The organism is Aestuariivivens sediminis (assembly GCF_022662105.1).
Lineage (GTDB): Bacteria > Bacteroidota > Bacteroidia > Flavobacteriales > Flavobacteriaceae > Aestuariivivens > Aestuariivivens sediminis.
The window spans coordinates 90,340-106,017 of sequence record NZ_JAKMCP010000003.1; the positions used below are offsets into that span (position 1 = coordinate 90,340).

Below are 15,678 nucleotides of genomic sequence, written 5' to 3' on the forward strand. Positions count from 1 at the left end.
CCGGGATAACACCGTCCATTGTTAAAAAATCAAATTAAGTAAACCTCGTAAAGAACTTGTATGTCGCGTTCCACCAGAGGCGGGGAATAATCTTTAAAGGGGATAATGGTTTCACTTAAACCTTCAAAAAGGTTCATATAAGTGTATACAAATGACGCTATAAAAAGGTGCTGATCCAAAGACATGTTCTGAACCGACAATTGAAGTTCATCCTGACCTTCAACGGTTAATTGTTTATCCTCACAACAATTCTTTTTGGTTACCGTGCATCCTTCGGTTACGGGACCACTCATTTCCATGCCACAACCTTTGGCTTTGTGAAACAAGGCTGTTTCAACTAAAGTATCGCCGCAGTAATGCATGTTTATAGTAAATGACATGGTAGAAAACACGACTACCAAAGCCATTACAAACGCCCATATTTTATGTAATCTCTGCTTCATTGCTGTTACAAATTTAAGAAATAAAATTTTTATATCACTTTTTTAACAAAAATTTGATTTTGAGCATATTATCTTCATTGGATTTACAACATTCTATATAATGGTTTAATTATGAACAAAATAGATTATGGTTCTTATGTACATAGCTTGTTTTTTTTTTGATTTAGTCTTTTACTGAAATACAGCGGTTACCCCTGTTTCATTGCGTAGTTTTATCAATGGGCAATAAGGCAACCCATATGGAGTGCATGCGAAAAGACCGGGTTTTGAAAAGAGGATGTATCCAAATACGTGAAAAAGCCCTGTCTGGATTTGATATTTAAGACAGGGCTTCTTTAAAATATGGACGGGATTGCGGGTATTAGCCTTTTAACCAAGCTTCACGGAGTGCTTTCTGGCTTTCGGTAGCATCGGGTTTTTCAACAAGTCCTTTTCCGAAGGTATACCCCTGTGTTGTTATGGTTTTAATTGTAATTTCTTCACCATTCCGATCGAGGACCACCACGATATCCTTACCTGGTTTCCACAGAAAAACTTCTTGCAACAACTGATTGGCATTTTGAAAGGTCAGGTCTTTACCATCTATGGATCTAATAACATCGTTGGCCTGTACGCCCTGGTCTTTCCAAAAGCTGTTTTTTAAAGCCATATCGGTGAAAAATATAGTGCCATTCTGTGGATCACCACTAACAATTGGAGCGCCGTTCATCAAGATATAATTGGCCTTAATCTGGGCCTCCCCTATTTCCAGTCCGACTTTATTCAAAAAGTCGTTGTAATTGATGGGGATATCCCCAATGACATGGGTATCGAAAAAGTCCCGAAGAGACGGATAGGTCATGGCCACAATCTCATCGAATAGCTGGTCATCTTCAAAGGGTTTATTTTTACCGTATTTTTGGGATAAGTCCTTCATCAACGCTAAAATACCGCGATCTCCTTGACTGCCTTCCCGTATTAAAATATCGACGCACATACCAATTAAAGCCCCTTTTTGATAGACATTTAAATACTGGTCTTTATAAGGTTCTTTTAAAACATTTTCGCTCATTATCGTGAAACTCATGGCATCATCCATTTGCTTTGAAAATTCTATCTTATCCATGATTTTAAGATAAAACTCGTCCTTATCAACTAAGTCTTGATTAATTTGAAAAAGGGTTGCAAAATACTCTGTTACACCTTCATACATCCATAAATGTTTGGAGAAGGTCGGGTTATTATAGTCAAAATAATGAACATCTTCTGAATGGATGGTCAACGGGGTCACAATATGAAAAAATTCATGGGATACCACATCTATCATACTGCTGGCCAACTCCTCGTCCGACATGTGTTCAGGCATGACAACTACTGTTGAGCTATGATGTTCCAGGGCTCCGAAACCTTTTGGAGAATCCTCTTTTCCCTCAGAAAGATAGACGTAGATATCATAACGGGGTGTACTGTTTATATCGCCTAAATAGGCTTTTTGCGCCCGCATCATTTTGAAGATGGTCTCTTTAAGCGATTTAGCGGAATGTATGTTATTGGGGGAATATACACTTAAGACAATTTTAATATCGTCTACTTGAAATTCTTCGACATCAAATTTACCGTACATCATGGGATTATCGGTGATCTCAAAATAGCGATTCGCCTGATATGAATTGGTCATGGTTTGGCCATCATCACTATATGTAGTCCCCAAATTTTGTAAGGCTGACGTATGGACCAACTCTTTGGGTGCAGTCACATTCAATTTATAGACATTGTCTTTTAAAGCATCGAAGTAGCCAACGAAACCATGAAGATTCAAAACATAATTATCGGGCTCTATATTAGTTCCTGCAGGCGAAAATGGAATGTCCTTACCAATCCCTCCCTCTTCTTCCATATCGTATGTATCATTCACGAAATAAGTAACTTTATCCAAATTCCTGGCATTGCTGATAGACCATGAATTCGTATCCAATTTCGTCACTGGTAATGCCTTACCGGCGTAATCAAAAGCCTTAAAATCATCCACATACTTGCCAAAATCACTAACGGCATAGGTCCCTTGTATCACCTTGGGGAGTCTGAAAATTACGGTTTCTGTGGTAAATCGCCCAGGATCAATGCTTACGGGCAACTTATCGTCTGTAACCCTGTTTAGGTCTATTGTTGAAACAATAGGTGTGTTAATGGCTAAATCATTGGCTGTCGTTTTAGTGGCACCACAGCTCACCAATAAAATTGCTGCTGCAAAAAGGCTAATTAATCGCGTATTCATATAATAGTTTCTAAATTTTTTAAGTGACGCTAAAAATACCATTATGTTACACGCCATTTTCATAAGGTTATGTTAAATTAGCAGTATGCAACAACCAAAAGTAAGCATTCTGACACCGTTCAAAAATACGGAAACTTTTCTTCCTGAATGCATTGAATCCATCATTAATCAGACCTACTCTAATTGGGAATTAGTGATTGTAGACGACGGTTCGACGGATAACAGTTTTGATGTTGTTAGCACCTATACCGAACAGGACCGAAGAATTAAATTATCCATAAATAAGGGTATCGGTATTATTAGCGCATTACGACAAGCTCTTGAACAGGCCTCAGGCACGTTGGTAACCAGAATGGACAGTGATGATATCATGGCACCCCATAAACTGGAAGTCTTAACCCATAACTTAATCACATATGGTAAAACCCATGTTGCCGTAGGGCTGGTAGAATATTTTTGTAAGGATGGTGTTGGTAAGGGCTATAAAAATTATGAAGCCTGGTTGAATACCCTGACACGAACCGGAACAAACTACTCAGAAATTTATAAAGAATGTGTTATTCCATCGCCCTGCTGGATGGTGTACAAAAGTGATTTGATCGCTTGCGATGCCTTTAACCCTGATATCTATCCTGAAGATTACGATTTAACCTTTAGGTTTTATAAGAATCATTATAAATGTATCCCTTGTGATCAAATTTTACATTACTGGCGTGATTATCCTTCACGCACATCAAGAACACATATCCATTATGCACATAACCATTTTACTGCTTTAAAAGCACGTCATTTTATAGCCATAGATTATGATCCAGATAAAACTTTAGTGATTTGGGGTGCAGGTAATAAGGGCAAAACTGCAGCTAAAATTCTTTTAGATCATGGCATTCCATTTGAGTGGATTTGTAACAACCCCAATAAAATTGGTCGTAAAATTTATGGTAAGACCATGCATCCGTTCAGTACATTAAAAACCATGGAACATACACAAAGTATCATAACGGTGGCCAATAAAAAAGCCCAAAAGGAAATCCGAGCCTTTTTCGCCCAATTGCATTTAAAACCCATTACAGATTATGTGTTCTTTTGTTAAGGCAAATTATTAATTTTGATGCTACAAAATGAAAAAAAATATGTAGGTTTGATAAACCCATTAGCGAATGCAGTTTAAACACCCCGAAATTCTTTATGCTTTATTTTTACTGCTCATTCCTCTTATTGTTCACCTATTTCAATTACGCAAGTTTAAAAAAGAGGCGTTTACCAATGTAGCCTTTTTAAAGAAAGCCACCCTGCAAACTCGAAAAAGTTCTGAAATTAAACGGTGGCTCATTCTAATCACAAGACTTTTACTGTTTGCTGCCATTATTTTAGCCTTTGCACAACCCTACTTTTCAAAAACCAAAAGTTTAAACGCCAAATCAGAGACCGTCATCTATTTGGATAATTCGTTTAGCATGCAGGCAAAAGGGGGTCAGGGTGAATTATTAAAACGAGCGGTTCAGGATGTGATCGCCAATGTTCCGGAAGATGAAACCATTTCCCTATTCACTAACGATGTAACTTACAAGAATACGACTGTAAAAGCATTGAAAAATGATTTGTTACAACTTCAATATTCAGCAATTCCACTGTCTGCCGAAGCGGCTTTATTAAAAGGGAATACCTTGTTTAAAAGCCCCGAAAACACCGTAAAAAACATGGTGTTTATTTCAGATTTCCAGGAAGCCAAAATCAATTTGGACCTCCCCATTGATTCTCTTACAAATTTGCATTTGGTCAAGCTAAAGCCTGTAAACACCGATAATATAGCCATAGATAGCATGTACATTTCCAATTCTAATGCAACCACATTGGAACTTACCGTATCCCTGAAAAACAGTGGCCAATTTGTGAAAGATTTACCCGTTTCACTTTATGATAATACCCGTCTTATCGCTAAAACCTCTGTTGATCTGGATCAAAAGGCTCAAACGACCTTCTCCCTTCCAAAGGATATCACTATCCATGGCAGGGTCATCATTAATGATTCATCCCTTCAGTTTGACAATATTTTGTTCTTCAATATTAATGATACGGAAAAAATCAATGTCCTTGCCATTAACCAGGCCAATGACGCTTTTTTAAAGCGTATTTATTCGAGTGAGGAGTTTAATTACCTCACCACCGGGATGAGTCAACTGGACTACAATGTAATAAGTGACCAACAGCTTATCATTCTTAATGAGTTGGAACAAATACCAGCTTCGCTCATGTTATCCTTAAACGCTTTTGTTAAAGAAGGGGGCTCTATAATTATTATTCCCTCAAACACCATTAACCCAGCTTCTTATAATACCCTATTAGTTAATTATAACCTGGAATTAGGCAATTATTCAGCCAGTGAAAAAAAGATTACCTCCATTAATTTTTCACATCCGTTATACCATGACGGTGTGTTTGAAAAGCAGGTCAGTAATTTTCAGTATCCAAAAGTAAATTCACATTACACCATTCATTCAAATAAGGTGTCTTCGGCACTTAAATTTGAAAACGGCAGTGCCTTTTTATGTGGAGATCAAAATGTATATGTCTTTGCATCAGCGCTAAACGACGATAATTCAAATTTTAAAAGTTCTCCACTTATTGTTCCGACACTTTATAATATTGGACGATTTAGTCTTAACCTTCCCAATTTATATTATACCATTGGCCAGAGCAACAGTTTTGATATATCCACCAATTTGCAGCAAGATGATATTTTATCATTACGGAACGACCAGATCTCTATTATACCCAGGCAACAACAATTCAACAGTAAAGTGGTTATTAAAACCCAAGAAACCCCTGCAATTGCAGGAACCTATGCGGTGACAAACAAAGACCAGACATTGGCTGCAGTGAGTTACAACTATAATAGAAAGGAAAGTGACTTAATCTATAATGATTTATCTCATCTGGACCCTAAATTAGTCAGCGATTCTGTAATCGATGTTTTCAACACTATAAAAAGTGATGTAAAAATTAATGCCTTATGGAAATGGTTTGTTATTTTTGCATTACTATTACTCATTATAGAAATGCTCATCTTAAAATATTTTAAATGAACATACTTATAAAGTCTGCCAAAATTATAGATCCTAAAAGCGATTTTCATAATACTACTCAGGATTTACTAATTGAAAAGGGTGTGATTTCGAGCATAGGAAGTAACCTAAAAAATCCGAACAACTTCAAAGAAATAAAACTAAAGAACCTTCATATTTCACAAGGGTGGTTCGACAGTGGTGTGAGTTTTGGGGAACCTGGTTACGAAGAACGTGAAACCATTGAAAATGGACTGATAACGGCGGCACGGTCCGGCTTTACTTCCATAGCTCTGAATGCCAATACCAATCCCATAATAGACACCAATGCGGATGTCGCTTTTGTACTCTCAAAAGCCTCAAATAGCCCGGTTACATTATTACCTTTGGGCGCCTTAACGCGTTCCAGTAAGGGTGAAGAATTGGCAGAACTGTTCGATATGAAGACCGCCGGTGCTGTGGCCTTTTATGATTACAAAGCTCCCGTAACTAATCCAAACGTGATGAAAATTGCCTTACAATATGCCAGCAATTTTAATGGATTGGTCTGTTCGTTCCCCCAGGAAAGCAGGATTTCCAGAAATGGTGTCATGAACGAGCATATCTCCAGTACCAGACTCGGATTAAAAGGAAATCCTGCCCTGGCTGAAGAACTGCAAGTGGCTCGTGATTTATTTTTACTGGAATATACGGGAGGTAAATTACATATTCCTACGATCTCAGCCGCGAAATCCGTCGCATTGATTAAGGACGCTAAGACCAAAAAATTGGATGTGACCTGTAGTGTCGCCATACACAATTTATGTTTTACCGATGAGGCCTTGACCGATTTTAACACCAACTTTAAGGTATTGCCCCCATTGAGAACGCAGGCCGATGTACAGGCGCTTATTGAAGGGCTTAAGGATGGGACTATCGATATGGTAACTACAGATCATACCCCAATAGACGTAGAAGAAAAAAAGGTAGAATTCGATCATGCCAATTATGGTACTATTGGATTAGAGAGTGGATTTGGAGCTTTGCGAACGGTATTAACTACAAAAACATGTATTGAGGTCTTGACCAAAGGCAAAACGCGATTTGGTTTGGAATCATGGCCCATTAATATTGGAAATCCTTTAAATGCCACCCTTTTCGATCCCGATGAAAATTATACATTTAGCCTTAAGGACATTAAGTCTAAATCAAAAAATGCCATATTTGAAGGATTTCCTTTAAAAGGAAAAGTTTATGGCATCCTTTCAAACCGTAAAATTGTATTAAACTAAACACACATGACCGCCCAGGACATTAATGAAGGAAAAGGACTTGCTATTGTGAGTTACCTGGCTGTAATAGGCATAATTATAGCCTATTTTTTAAATAATGACAAAAAAAATCCATTTACAAGCTTTCATCTCAGACAGTCCCTAGGGCTATGGCTTCTGTTTCACGTGCTCGGTTTTGTAGCGAGCTCTTTTGATAATTGGGGGGTCACCTCCGGATTTTATTTATTTTTCTGTATTCTTTTTATTTATGGCCTGATTGGTGCTGTGAGCGGTAAGGCTCAAAGCATTCCTCTTTTAGGTGACGTATTTCAAAAATGGTTTTCAAGTATCGGACACTAAATGGCGAAAAATACTCTTTCTTTATACCACATCATCCGTGAGTCTAGTTTAAAAACGAATGCACCATTGCTCATTATGCTTCACGGTTATGGCAGTGATGAAACGGATCTGTACGCTTTTGCATCAGAACTGCCGGAAGCGCTTTTTATCATTTCAGTCAGGGCACCCTTTCCCATGCCCCCTTATGGTAATGCCTGGTACGCGATTAACTTTGAAGCGGAAAAAGGAAAATGGAGTGACACTAAACAAGCGGCGGCCTCTCGCGATTTAATTGCAGATTTTATAGATGAAGCCATTGCAACTTATCCGGTGGACAAAGATCATGTTAGCTTATTAGGCTTTAGCCAAGGTACGGTTTTAGGCTATGCCGTGGCACTGACCTACCCGCATAAAGTGAAGAATTTAGTGGCCTTAAGTGGCTATATAAATACAGATCTGATTCCCAAAGATTTCAAAACCTTGGATTACTCCAAATTGGACTTTTATTGTTCCCATGGCAGTTTAGATCAAGTCATCCCGGTGGAATGGGCCAGACAGTCTAAAGCATTTTTAGCGCAATTACACATTAAATTCCAATATGCGGAGTTCCCGGTTGGTCATGGCGTGGCACCACAAAATTTCTATGAATTAAAGGCCTGGTTGACCCAGCGCATTCCCCATTTGTAAAATGAGATTGGCACCCTCAATTAAAATGAACCTCAATCCCAACATCTTTATTTATCGAAAATACGTGTAGATCATAGATATAATTTGGTTTTGTTTACTTTTTTTGTATTTTTGTTAAACAAAAATAAACATGCCAAAGAATACAGAATCCATAAAATCGCTTCGTAAGTCTGTTGATCCTCTCGGACTAATTATTGGTTTTCTCATTATTTTTATATGGTATGCCAGTTTAATGGGCTTATTAAATTGGGACTTAAGGTATACAAATCCCTTAGTCTATATTGCCGTTTTATGGCAGACCCATCTTTTTACGGGATTATTTATTACGGCTCATGATGCCATGCACGGCTCCATTTCTAAACATAAGAAATGGAATTATTTTATGGGTTGGATAACGTCCTTCCTTTTTGCCTTTAACTTTTATGACCGGCTGCTTATTAAACATCATGAACACCATAGATTTGTAGCAACCGATCAGGATCCCGATTATCACGAGTCCGGAAACTTTTGGTTATGGTACTGGACGTTTATAAAAAAGTATACCACGTTAAAGCAGTTAATTTTGATGACCATTAGTTTACAGGTGTTGCGCTTTATATTTCCATTAGAGAATTTGTTACTTTTTTGGATTTTACCCGGTATTTTATCGACGTTTCAATTGTTTTATTTTGGTACTTATATTCCTCATAAAAATGGGCATGAACATCCCAACAAGCATAAATCGAAAACGTTGAATAAAAATCATGTCTTAGCGTTTTTGAGTTGTTATTTTTTCGGATATCATTATGAACACCATGATGCCCCGGGCGTACCATGGTGGAGACTTTGGCAGATGAAATAGCGTTACGGAGTCCAATTCATGAATAAATGATGTGTATATTTTGAAATAACTTTGTTATTTAACCACTAAAATTGGATTCCGAATGAAATTACTGTGCACTTCCTTTATTTGTTTTTACCTATGCTTTCCCAATCAAGGTCTTTCCCAAAATGCCGAACAATTAAGAGCCATTAATTCAGCTATTTGGGAAAAATTCACTAAAGCCTTTGAAACCAAGGATATCGAACTGTTTTCCAGTTTACATGCAGAAGATTTAATTCGTATTAGTGGGGACGGTAAAACCATAAGAGGAAAAACGGCATACATTCGAGGCTATGAAAGCCGTTGGCATAATAAAGGCCTGGATCAGACTATTGCATTTCGATTTTTGGAGCGTATTTGTAACAGGGAGCATGCCTCAGAGCGTGGCATCTATAAATTAACTCATAACCCGAACACCGACAACGAGGTCTCTTATTATGGTAAATTTCATGTTATTTTAAAACAAGTGAACAAGCAATGGAAAATACTGGTGGACTACGATTCATCAGAGCATCACACCATTGGTGATCCCGCGTTTAATGCTGCAACGGCCTTAAATGCTGTTGAACCATTTGAACGTCGTTAGGCCCCTTTCAGGATATCCATAACTTCAACAGCCTCCGATCCCAATGAAAAGGACCTCCATTTCTTTTCATAATTTATACCGCTTTTAATCTGGCACTATTTGAATGCTTGACACAATAGTTTATCTTTGCAAGCTTAAAAGGGATATGACATATGAACATTTCTTATAACTGGCTCAAACAATTTATTAAAATAAATTGGACACCAGAACAATTAAGTGAACTCTTAACTGATTTAGGACTGGAAGTTGAAGGGATAGAATCCTTTGAATCTGTAAAAGGTGGATTGGAAGGTGTTGTTATCGGTGAGGTATTGACATGCAAAAAGCACCCCAATGCCGATAAATTGAAAATAACCACTGTCGATATTGGTCAGGAAGCCCCTTTACAAATTGTTTGTGGCGCACCCAATGTGGCTGCAGGTCAAAAAGTACCGGTCGCTACCATTGGAACGACATTATATCCTACTGAAGGAGCGTCATGGACCATAAAAAAAGGAAAGATAAGAGGTGAAGAAAGCCATGGCATGATTTGCGCAGAAGATGAATTGGGTCTTGGAACATCCCATGACGGTATAATGGTCTTAGATGCTAAACTCAAAGTAGGCGTACCGGCTGCAGAGGTTTTTAAAATAGAAAAAGACAATGTATTCGAAATAGGCCTAACCCCGAATCGTGCTGATGCGATGAGTCACTTGGGTGTAGCTCGGGATTTAAAAGCCGGATTTTTACAAAAAGATATTAATTTAGAACTTATTACACCGTCGGTTAGTGCCTTTCACACAGACAATCGCACCCTCAAAATAGATGTTGAGGTAAAACATAAAGAACTTGCGCCGCGATATTGTGGGGTTACCATTTCAGGTCTGAGTGTGGAGGAATCTCCTCAATGGCTGCAAAACCGATTAAAAGCTATTGGATTAAACCCCATCAATAATGTTGTAGATGCTACGAATTATGTGTTACATGAATTGGGCCAACCGCTACACGCCTTTGATGCCATTAAAATTACCGGGAAAAAAATTGAAGTTAAAACCCTTGAAAGGGGGACTAAATTCATCACATTGGATGGTGTGGAACGTGAACTTCATGAGGATGACCTCATGATCTGCGATGGTAATAAACCCATGTGTATTGCCGGAATCTTTGGAGGTATCGATTCTGGGGTTACCGAAACCACCACGAGTATTTTTCTCGAAAGTGCCTATTTCAATCCCGTAAGTATCCGTAAAACAGCGAAACGTCATGGTTTAAGTACCGATGCCTCCTTCAGGTTTGAACGTGGTATTGATCCCAGCATAACTGAATATGCCCTAAAGCGTGCAGCGCTATTGATCCAGGACGTGGCCAGTGGTGAAATTACAAGCGATATCGTCGATTTTTACCCCAATAAGATTAAAGACTATGAAGTGCGGTTAAGTTTTGAGAATGCCAAAAAACTTATAGGTGAAGAAATCCCGAAAGAAGTTATTAAGCGCATACTGTCATCATTGGAGATCAAGGTGAATAATGTCACCGAAGCCGGTTTGGGACTTACGGTACCTGCATATAGAAATGATGTTCAGCGGGAAACTGATATTATTGAAGAAATACTAAGAATTTATGGTTATAATACGATTAAAACCACTAAAAAACTTAGTGCCTCTATTTCAAACACCTCCCGATTTGAAGATCATGTCATTCAGGACACAATCGGTAATTTATTAGCTGCTCAGGGGTTTTTTGAAATGCTGTCTAACTCCTTAACCACTCCGAATTACATCACCTTTAGCGAGCAATTGAAGGCAGAACACCATATTAGCATGTTAAACCCCCTGAGTCATGATTTATCGGTGCTTAGGCAGTCCTTATTGTTCTCTGGTCTGGAAGCTGTTTCGCATAATATAAATAGGAAAAGGCTGGACTTAAAACTTTTCGAATTTGGAAAAACCTATCACCATATCGATGATGACAGAAAAGAATTAAAACACCTTTGCTTATTGGTAACCGGTAATCGGGAGCCTGAAAGTTGGTATACTGTTAATACCAAAAGTGATTTTTTCTATTTAAAGGGTATGGTTAACGCTATTCTAGATCGATTGGGCATTTCTAGTTGCACAGAAGTTCCATTGCGCAATGATCTTTTTGGTGAAGGGTTGTCCATCGTCCATAAAAAAACGCCACTGGTTGATTTTGGGATGGTCAAAAAATCTATTCTGAAGGCCTTTGATATTTCACAGGAAGTCATTTATGCCGATTTTTATTGGGATGCGATCTTAGATATGGTCAAGCGTAACAAGATCGTTTTCGAACCCATACCAAAATACCCGCAGGTACGGCGTGACTTTGCCCTGCTTATCGATAATCATGTCTCTTTTGAGGATATCCTAAAAATTGCCAAACAAAGTGAAAGACAGCTGCTCAAGGATGTCAATCTATTTGATGTGTATCAGGGTAAAAATTTACCACAAGGTAAAAAAAGTTATGCGGTTAGTTTTACTTTACAAGACCAAAACAAAACGCTTACCGATAAACAGATTGATAAAATCATGACCAAACTTCAAGTCAGTCTTGAAAACGAACTTGGGGCTGAATTACGATAGAATTTATTCGATCAAGGCAATAATGCGTAACGGACCACCACTGCCCCCTTTGATTTTAATAGGTAAGGCAAAAACAACAAATTGATTTGCCGGAAGGGCATTTAAATTCGTCAAATTTTCAAAAGCAGGAATATTATTCCCCAATAGGATGACATGGCTCTGGAAATCTGTGGATTGGCCATAGTCGATACTCGGGGTGTCAATACCAATGGCATGAATATTTCTGTGTTCTACCAACCAGGCGGCAGCTTTAGGATCAAGGCCTGGAAAATGTAAGTCCTTAATAGCTTCAGGACCACGCATTTCTGTTCCCAGGTATTTTGATTTATCGGGATAAAATTTTGAAAATCCTGTTTCCAGCAATACGATACTACCCTCAGGTATTTGTTCTTTTTCTGCTTTTTCCCAATTCAGGAAATCATTAATACCAATAAGATAGTCCGGGTTATCCAGTGCATTCCGGGACACATCAATTTTAATGGCATGGCCCACCAAATGCTCGAGGGGAATTTTATCCACCGTTTGTCCGTGTTTGGCAAAATGAATAGGAGCATCTACGTGTGTTCCTCCATGCTCGGCAGTCGAAAAATTATTGGCGGCGTAAAAGAACCCCTGATCGGTATCACCATAAGCAACAGTATCCAAATGAAACTCTTTAGCCGTAACCCAATAAATGGTTTCATCCGAGAAATCATACGACAAATCAACTATTTTTGATTGTAACAAGGCCTCATAATTGGATACCGTGGTCGCCACTTTATCTTCCTGGGGTGTTTTACACGATACTACCAGCCCAATAAGTAAAAAAATGAACATCCTGTTTTTCATGACCATGTAATTTTTAGGTATAATTCGTCCAACAGATTCTAATTACAGGTAATGTAATCATTTAATTTTACAGTTGTCATTGAATGGAAATAAAATTTATGATGTTTTATTTATTACGTATATTTATTACAGATAAAAATATGTAAGCCATGACAGATTCAGAATATGTCAAAATTTATACCGGTAGTTTGGTAATTGTACAACACCTCGTACAGGAACTCGAAGAACATGGAATTAACGCCATAGTTAAGGATGAAACGGAATCCGCTCGTTTGGCAGGTTTTGGAGGGGGTATTGTTCCAGGATTTCAAGAGGTATTGGTTAATAAGGATGAACTTGATAAAGCCTTGTCTGTTTTAGAAACCTTTGAGGCTGACCTGGAAGAGCAACCTTAACACGAACTTTCATGATCAAGGACAGCATTGTAATTAACGGTTTCAAGCATATCAAATACAAACCGGTAACCTGTACGCCCGAAACGTCTGTACAAAAGAGTCTCGACTTTTATCATATTATGGACACCAGACGGTCGGTACGAGAGTACGCCAGAACGCCTGTTTCACAAAACCTTATTGAAACCATCATCCAAACGGCGTCAACGGCACCATCCGGTGCCCATAAACAACCCTGGACCTTCTGTGCAGTTTCAAATGCCGAGTTGAAATCCAAAATTAGAAAAGCCGCCGAAAAGGAGGAAAGAGAAAGTTATTCGAATAGAATGAGTGAACGATGGCTTAAGGATTTGGAACCACTTGGTACAGATAGCAATAAGCCTTTTCTCGAGGACGCACCGTGGCTTATCATAGCTTTTAAACATGTTTATGGTTATGATGAAGCGGGTTCAAAACACAATAATTACTATGTTAATGAGTCCATAGGGATTGCTTGTGGTATGCTGATCACTGCCATACACAAGGCGGGATTGGTAACCCTTACCCACACGCCCAGTCCAATGCACTTTTTAAGCGAATTACTGGATCGCCCAAATAACGAACGTCCTTTTCTGCTCTTACCTGTAGGGTATCCTAAAGATCCGGTTTATGTGCCTGATATTCAAAGAAAGCCTTTAGAGGCCATAGCTGCATTTTACACGTAATGATAAGTATAGAGGAACATCAGTTACAATTCTAAGCGGTAACTGAATACATCTTTTCACGTAATTCCTTAATCCTTTTATCCTGCATGTATTCATCGAATGTCATGTAACGATCTATGACGCCATGGGGGGTTAATTCAACCACCCTATTAGCTACAGTTTGGGCAAACTCATGATCATGCGTTGTGAACAAGATAGTTCCCTTAAAATTTTTAAGCGAGTTGTTAAAGGCAGTTATACTTTCCAGATCGAGGTGATTTGTGGGTTCGTCCAACATTAAAACATTGGCCCTTAACATCATCATCCGACTAAGCATACACCGGACTTTTTCGCCTCCTGAGAGGACATTGGATTTTTTTAAGGCCTCTTCCCCGCTAAAAATCATCTTTCCCAAAAATCCACGTATATAGACCTCTTCACGCTCTTCCTCTGTTTTCGCCCACTGACGTAACCAATCAACCAAAGTCAGGTTGTTATTAAAAAACATGCTGTTATCCAAAGGCAAATAGGATTGCGTTGTGGTGATGCCCCAGGAAAATTGACCGGAATCGGCCTTTTCCTTGTTATTTAATATTTGATAAAAAGCCGTTGTGGCTCTGGAATCCCTTGAAAACACAACCACCTTATCCCCTTTGGCCAAGTTTAAATCAATAGAATTGAACAATACCTCACCATCAATGGAGGCCGATAGGCCTTCAATATTTAGAATTTGATCTCCTGCTTCACGTTCACGTTCAAAAATAATAGCCGGATAACGACGGCTGGAGGGTCTTATATCTGCAATATTTAATTTGTCTATCATCTTTTTTCTACTCGTAGCCTGCTTACTTTTAGCGACGTTGGCTGAAAATCGTCTGATGAATTCTTCCAATTCTTTTTTCTTCTCCTCTGCCTTTTTATTTTGTTGTGCACGTTGTTTAGCAGCGAGCTGAGAAGACTCATACCAAAACGTATAATTGCCGGAATAATGATTGATTTTTCCAAAATCGATATCTGATACATGCGTGCAGACCGCATCAAGAAAATGACGGTCATGAGATACGACAATAACACAATTATCATAATTGGCCAGAAAGTTTTCAAGCCATGAAATCGTTTCATAGTCCAGATCATTGGTTGGCTCATCCATAATCAATACATCCGGATTTCCAAACAAGGCTTGTGCCAGTAAGACGCGGACTTTTTGTTTACCGTCAAGATCGGCCATGGCACTGAAGTGCAATTCTTCTTTTATCCCTAGATTCGACAGTAAAGCCGCAGCATCACTATCGGCATTCCACCCATTCATTTCTTCAAATTGAACCTGTAGCTCTCCTATTTTATCCGCATTTTCATCTGTATAATTCGCATATAATGCATCGATTTCGGTCTTAATCTTAAATAAGGGTGCATTGCCCATCAAAACCGTCTCTAAAACAGGGTGTTCATCATACAGATTATGGTTTTGTTCAAGTACAGACATGCGCTTACCTGATTCCAACGATACCTGCCCCGAGGTAGGCTCCATTTTTCCAGATAATATTTTTAAAAAGGTAGACTTCCCTGAACCGTTAGCTCCAATAATGCCATAACAATTACCGCTATGAAAGGTTGTATTGACCTCGTCAAAAAGAATTCTTTTCCCAAATTGTACAGAAAGATTTGAAACTGATAACATAGTGCGTATTAAAAAATTTTTGCAAAAGTAGA

14 protein-coding genes are annotated in these 15,678 nt (G+C 38.5%); 10 read left to right on the forward strand and 4 right to left on the reverse strand.

Annotation, left to right across the window (positions count from 1 at the left end; genetic code table 11):
* Positions 1 to 29: 29 nt before the first annotated feature.
* Together MR054_RS08450 and MR054_RS08455 are read right to left on the reverse strand one after the other, a co-directional pair.
* Positions 30 to 443, reverse strand: coding sequence for an HYC_CC_PP family protein (locus tag MR054_RS08450; RefSeq protein WP_242157470.1), 414 nt, complete (start codon positions 441 to 443; stop codon positions 30 to 32).
* Between the two features lie 361 nt (positions 444 to 804).
* A complete protein-coding gene (locus MR054_RS08455; RefSeq protein ID WP_242157992.1) occupies positions 805 to 2,697 on the reverse strand; it encodes a M61 family metallopeptidase in 1,893 nt (630 codons plus the stop codon).
* An 85-nt stretch (positions 2,698 to 2,782) separates the two neighbouring features.
* On the opposite strand from MR054_RS08455, the gene MR054_RS08460 reads away from it, so the two are divergent.
* The 8 genes from MR054_RS08460 to pheT all read left to right on the forward strand — a co-directional run bounded on the left by MR054_RS08460 (position 2,783) and on the right by pheT (position 12,065).
* Positions 2,783 to 3,790: a glycosyltransferase family 2 protein gene (locus tag MR054_RS08460; protein WP_242157471.1), complete on the forward strand. Its 1,008-nt coding sequence runs from the start codon at positions 2,783 to 2,785 to the stop codon at positions 3,788 to 3,790.
* A 67-nt stretch (positions 3,791 to 3,857) separates the two neighbouring features.
* Positions 3,858 to 5,783 carry a BatA domain-containing protein gene (locus MR054_RS08465; RefSeq protein WP_242157472.1) on the forward strand — a complete coding sequence of 642 codons (1,926 nt, stop codon included), beginning with the start codon at positions 3,858 to 3,860 and terminating at the stop codon, positions 5,781 to 5,783.
* A complete protein-coding gene (locus MR054_RS08470; RefSeq protein ID WP_242157473.1) occupies positions 5,780 to 7,033 on the forward strand; it encodes a dihydroorotase in 1,254 nt (417 codons plus the stop codon). Before MR054_RS08465 ends, MR054_RS08470 begins: the two co-directional genes overlap by 4 nt.
* Positions 7,034 to 7,039: 6 nt before the next feature.
* Positions 7,040 to 7,372, forward strand: coding sequence for a hypothetical protein (locus tag MR054_RS08475; RefSeq protein ID WP_242157474.1), 333 nt, complete (start codon positions 7,040 to 7,042; stop codon positions 7,370 to 7,372).
* The gene (locus tag MR054_RS08480; RefSeq protein WP_242157475.1) at positions 7,373 to 8,038 is read left to right on the forward strand and encodes an alpha/beta hydrolase; all 666 of its coding nucleotides are present in this window, start codon (positions 7,373 to 7,375) and stop codon (positions 8,036 to 8,038) included.
* A 130-nt stretch (positions 8,039 to 8,168) separates the two neighbouring features.
* A complete protein-coding gene (locus tag MR054_RS08485; RefSeq protein ID WP_242157476.1) occupies positions 8,169 to 8,879 on the forward strand; it encodes a fatty acid desaturase in 711 nt (236 codons plus the stop codon).
* 82 nt (positions 8,880 to 8,961) lie between these two features.
* Positions 8,962 to 9,486 carry a YybH family protein gene (locus MR054_RS08490; RefSeq protein ID WP_242157478.1) on the forward strand — a complete coding sequence of 175 codons (525 nt, stop codon included), beginning with the start codon at positions 8,962 to 8,964 and terminating at the stop codon, positions 9,484 to 9,486.
* Between the two features lie 152 nt (positions 9,487 to 9,638).
* The gene (pheT, locus tag MR054_RS08495; RefSeq protein ID WP_242157479.1) at positions 9,639 to 12,065 is read left to right on the forward strand and encodes a phenylalanine--tRNA ligase subunit beta; all 2,427 of its coding nucleotides are present in this window, start codon (positions 9,639 to 9,641) and stop codon (positions 12,063 to 12,065) included.
* A 3-nt stretch (positions 12,066 to 12,068) separates the two neighbouring features.
* On the opposite strand, the gene MR054_RS08500 is transcribed toward pheT, so the two are convergent.
* Entirely contained in the window at positions 12,069 to 12,893 is an 825-nt protein-coding gene (locus MR054_RS08500; protein WP_242157480.1) for a cyclase family protein, read from the reverse strand.
* Between the two features lie 149 nt (positions 12,894 to 13,042).
* On the opposite strand from MR054_RS08500, the gene MR054_RS08505 reads away from it, so the two are divergent.
* Positions 13,043 to 13,288, forward strand: coding sequence for a putative signal transducing protein (locus tag MR054_RS08505; protein WP_242084794.1), 246 nt, complete (start codon positions 13,043 to 13,045; stop codon positions 13,286 to 13,288).
* A gap of 11 nt (positions 13,289 to 13,299) precedes the next feature.
* Positions 13,300 to 13,989 (forward strand): nitroreductase family protein, encoded by a 690-nt coding sequence (locus MR054_RS08510; protein ID WP_242157481.1) that lies wholly within the window; start codon positions 13,300 to 13,302, stop codon positions 13,987 to 13,989.
* A gap of 31 nt (positions 13,990 to 14,020) precedes the next feature.
* Here MR054_RS08510 and MR054_RS08515 read toward each other — a convergent pair whose 3' ends face one another.
* Positions 14,021 to 15,646 (reverse strand): ABC-F family ATP-binding cassette domain-containing protein, encoded by a 1,626-nt coding sequence (locus MR054_RS08515; protein WP_242157482.1) that lies wholly within the window; start codon positions 15,644 to 15,646, stop codon positions 14,021 to 14,023.
* Positions 15,647 to 15,678: the final 32 nt, after the last annotated feature.

Coding starts and splice junctions, on each gene's coding strand:
- MR054_RS08450 (WP_242157470.1), bottom strand. CDS start 443: ATGAAGCAGAGATTACATAAAATATGGGCGTTTGTAATGGCTTTGGTA.
- MR054_RS08455 (WP_242157992.1), bottom strand. CDS start 2,697: ATGAATACGCGATTAATTAGCCTTTTTGCAGCAGCAATTTTATTGGTG.
- MR054_RS08460 (WP_242157471.1), top strand. CDS start 2,783: ATGCAACAACCAAAAGTAAGCATTCTGACACCGTTCAAAAATACGGAA.
- MR054_RS08465 (WP_242157472.1), top strand. CDS start 3,858: ATGCAGTTTAAACACCCCGAAATTCTTTATGCTTTATTTTTACTGCTC.
- MR054_RS08470 (WP_242157473.1), top strand. CDS start 5,780: ATGAACATACTTATAAAGTCTGCCAAAATTATAGATCCTAAAAGCGAT.
- MR054_RS08475 (WP_242157474.1), top strand. CDS start 7,040: ATGACCGCCCAGGACATTAATGAAGGAAAAGGACTTGCTATTGTGAGT.
- MR054_RS08480 (WP_242157475.1), top strand. CDS start 7,373: ATGGCGAAAAATACTCTTTCTTTATACCACATCATCCGTGAGTCTAGT.
- MR054_RS08485 (WP_242157476.1), top strand. CDS start 8,169: ATGCCAAAGAATACAGAATCCATAAAATCGCTTCGTAAGTCTGTTGAT.
- MR054_RS08490 (WP_242157478.1), top strand. CDS start 8,962: ATGAAATTACTGTGCACTTCCTTTATTTGTTTTTACCTATGCTTTCCC.
- pheT (WP_242157479.1), top strand. CDS start 9,639: ATGAACATTTCTTATAACTGGCTCAAACAATTTATTAAAATAAATTGG.
- MR054_RS08500 (WP_242157480.1), bottom strand. CDS start 12,893: ATGAAAAACAGGATGTTCATTTTTTTACTTATTGGGCTGGTAGTATCG.
- MR054_RS08505 (WP_242084794.1), top strand. CDS start 13,043: ATGACAGATTCAGAATATGTCAAAATTTATACCGGTAGTTTGGTAATT.
- MR054_RS08510 (WP_242157481.1), top strand. CDS start 13,300: ATGATCAAGGACAGCATTGTAATTAACGGTTTCAAGCATATCAAATAC.
- MR054_RS08515 (WP_242157482.1), bottom strand. CDS start 15,646: ATGTTATCAGTTTCAAATCTTTCTGTACAATTTGGGAAAAGAATTCTT.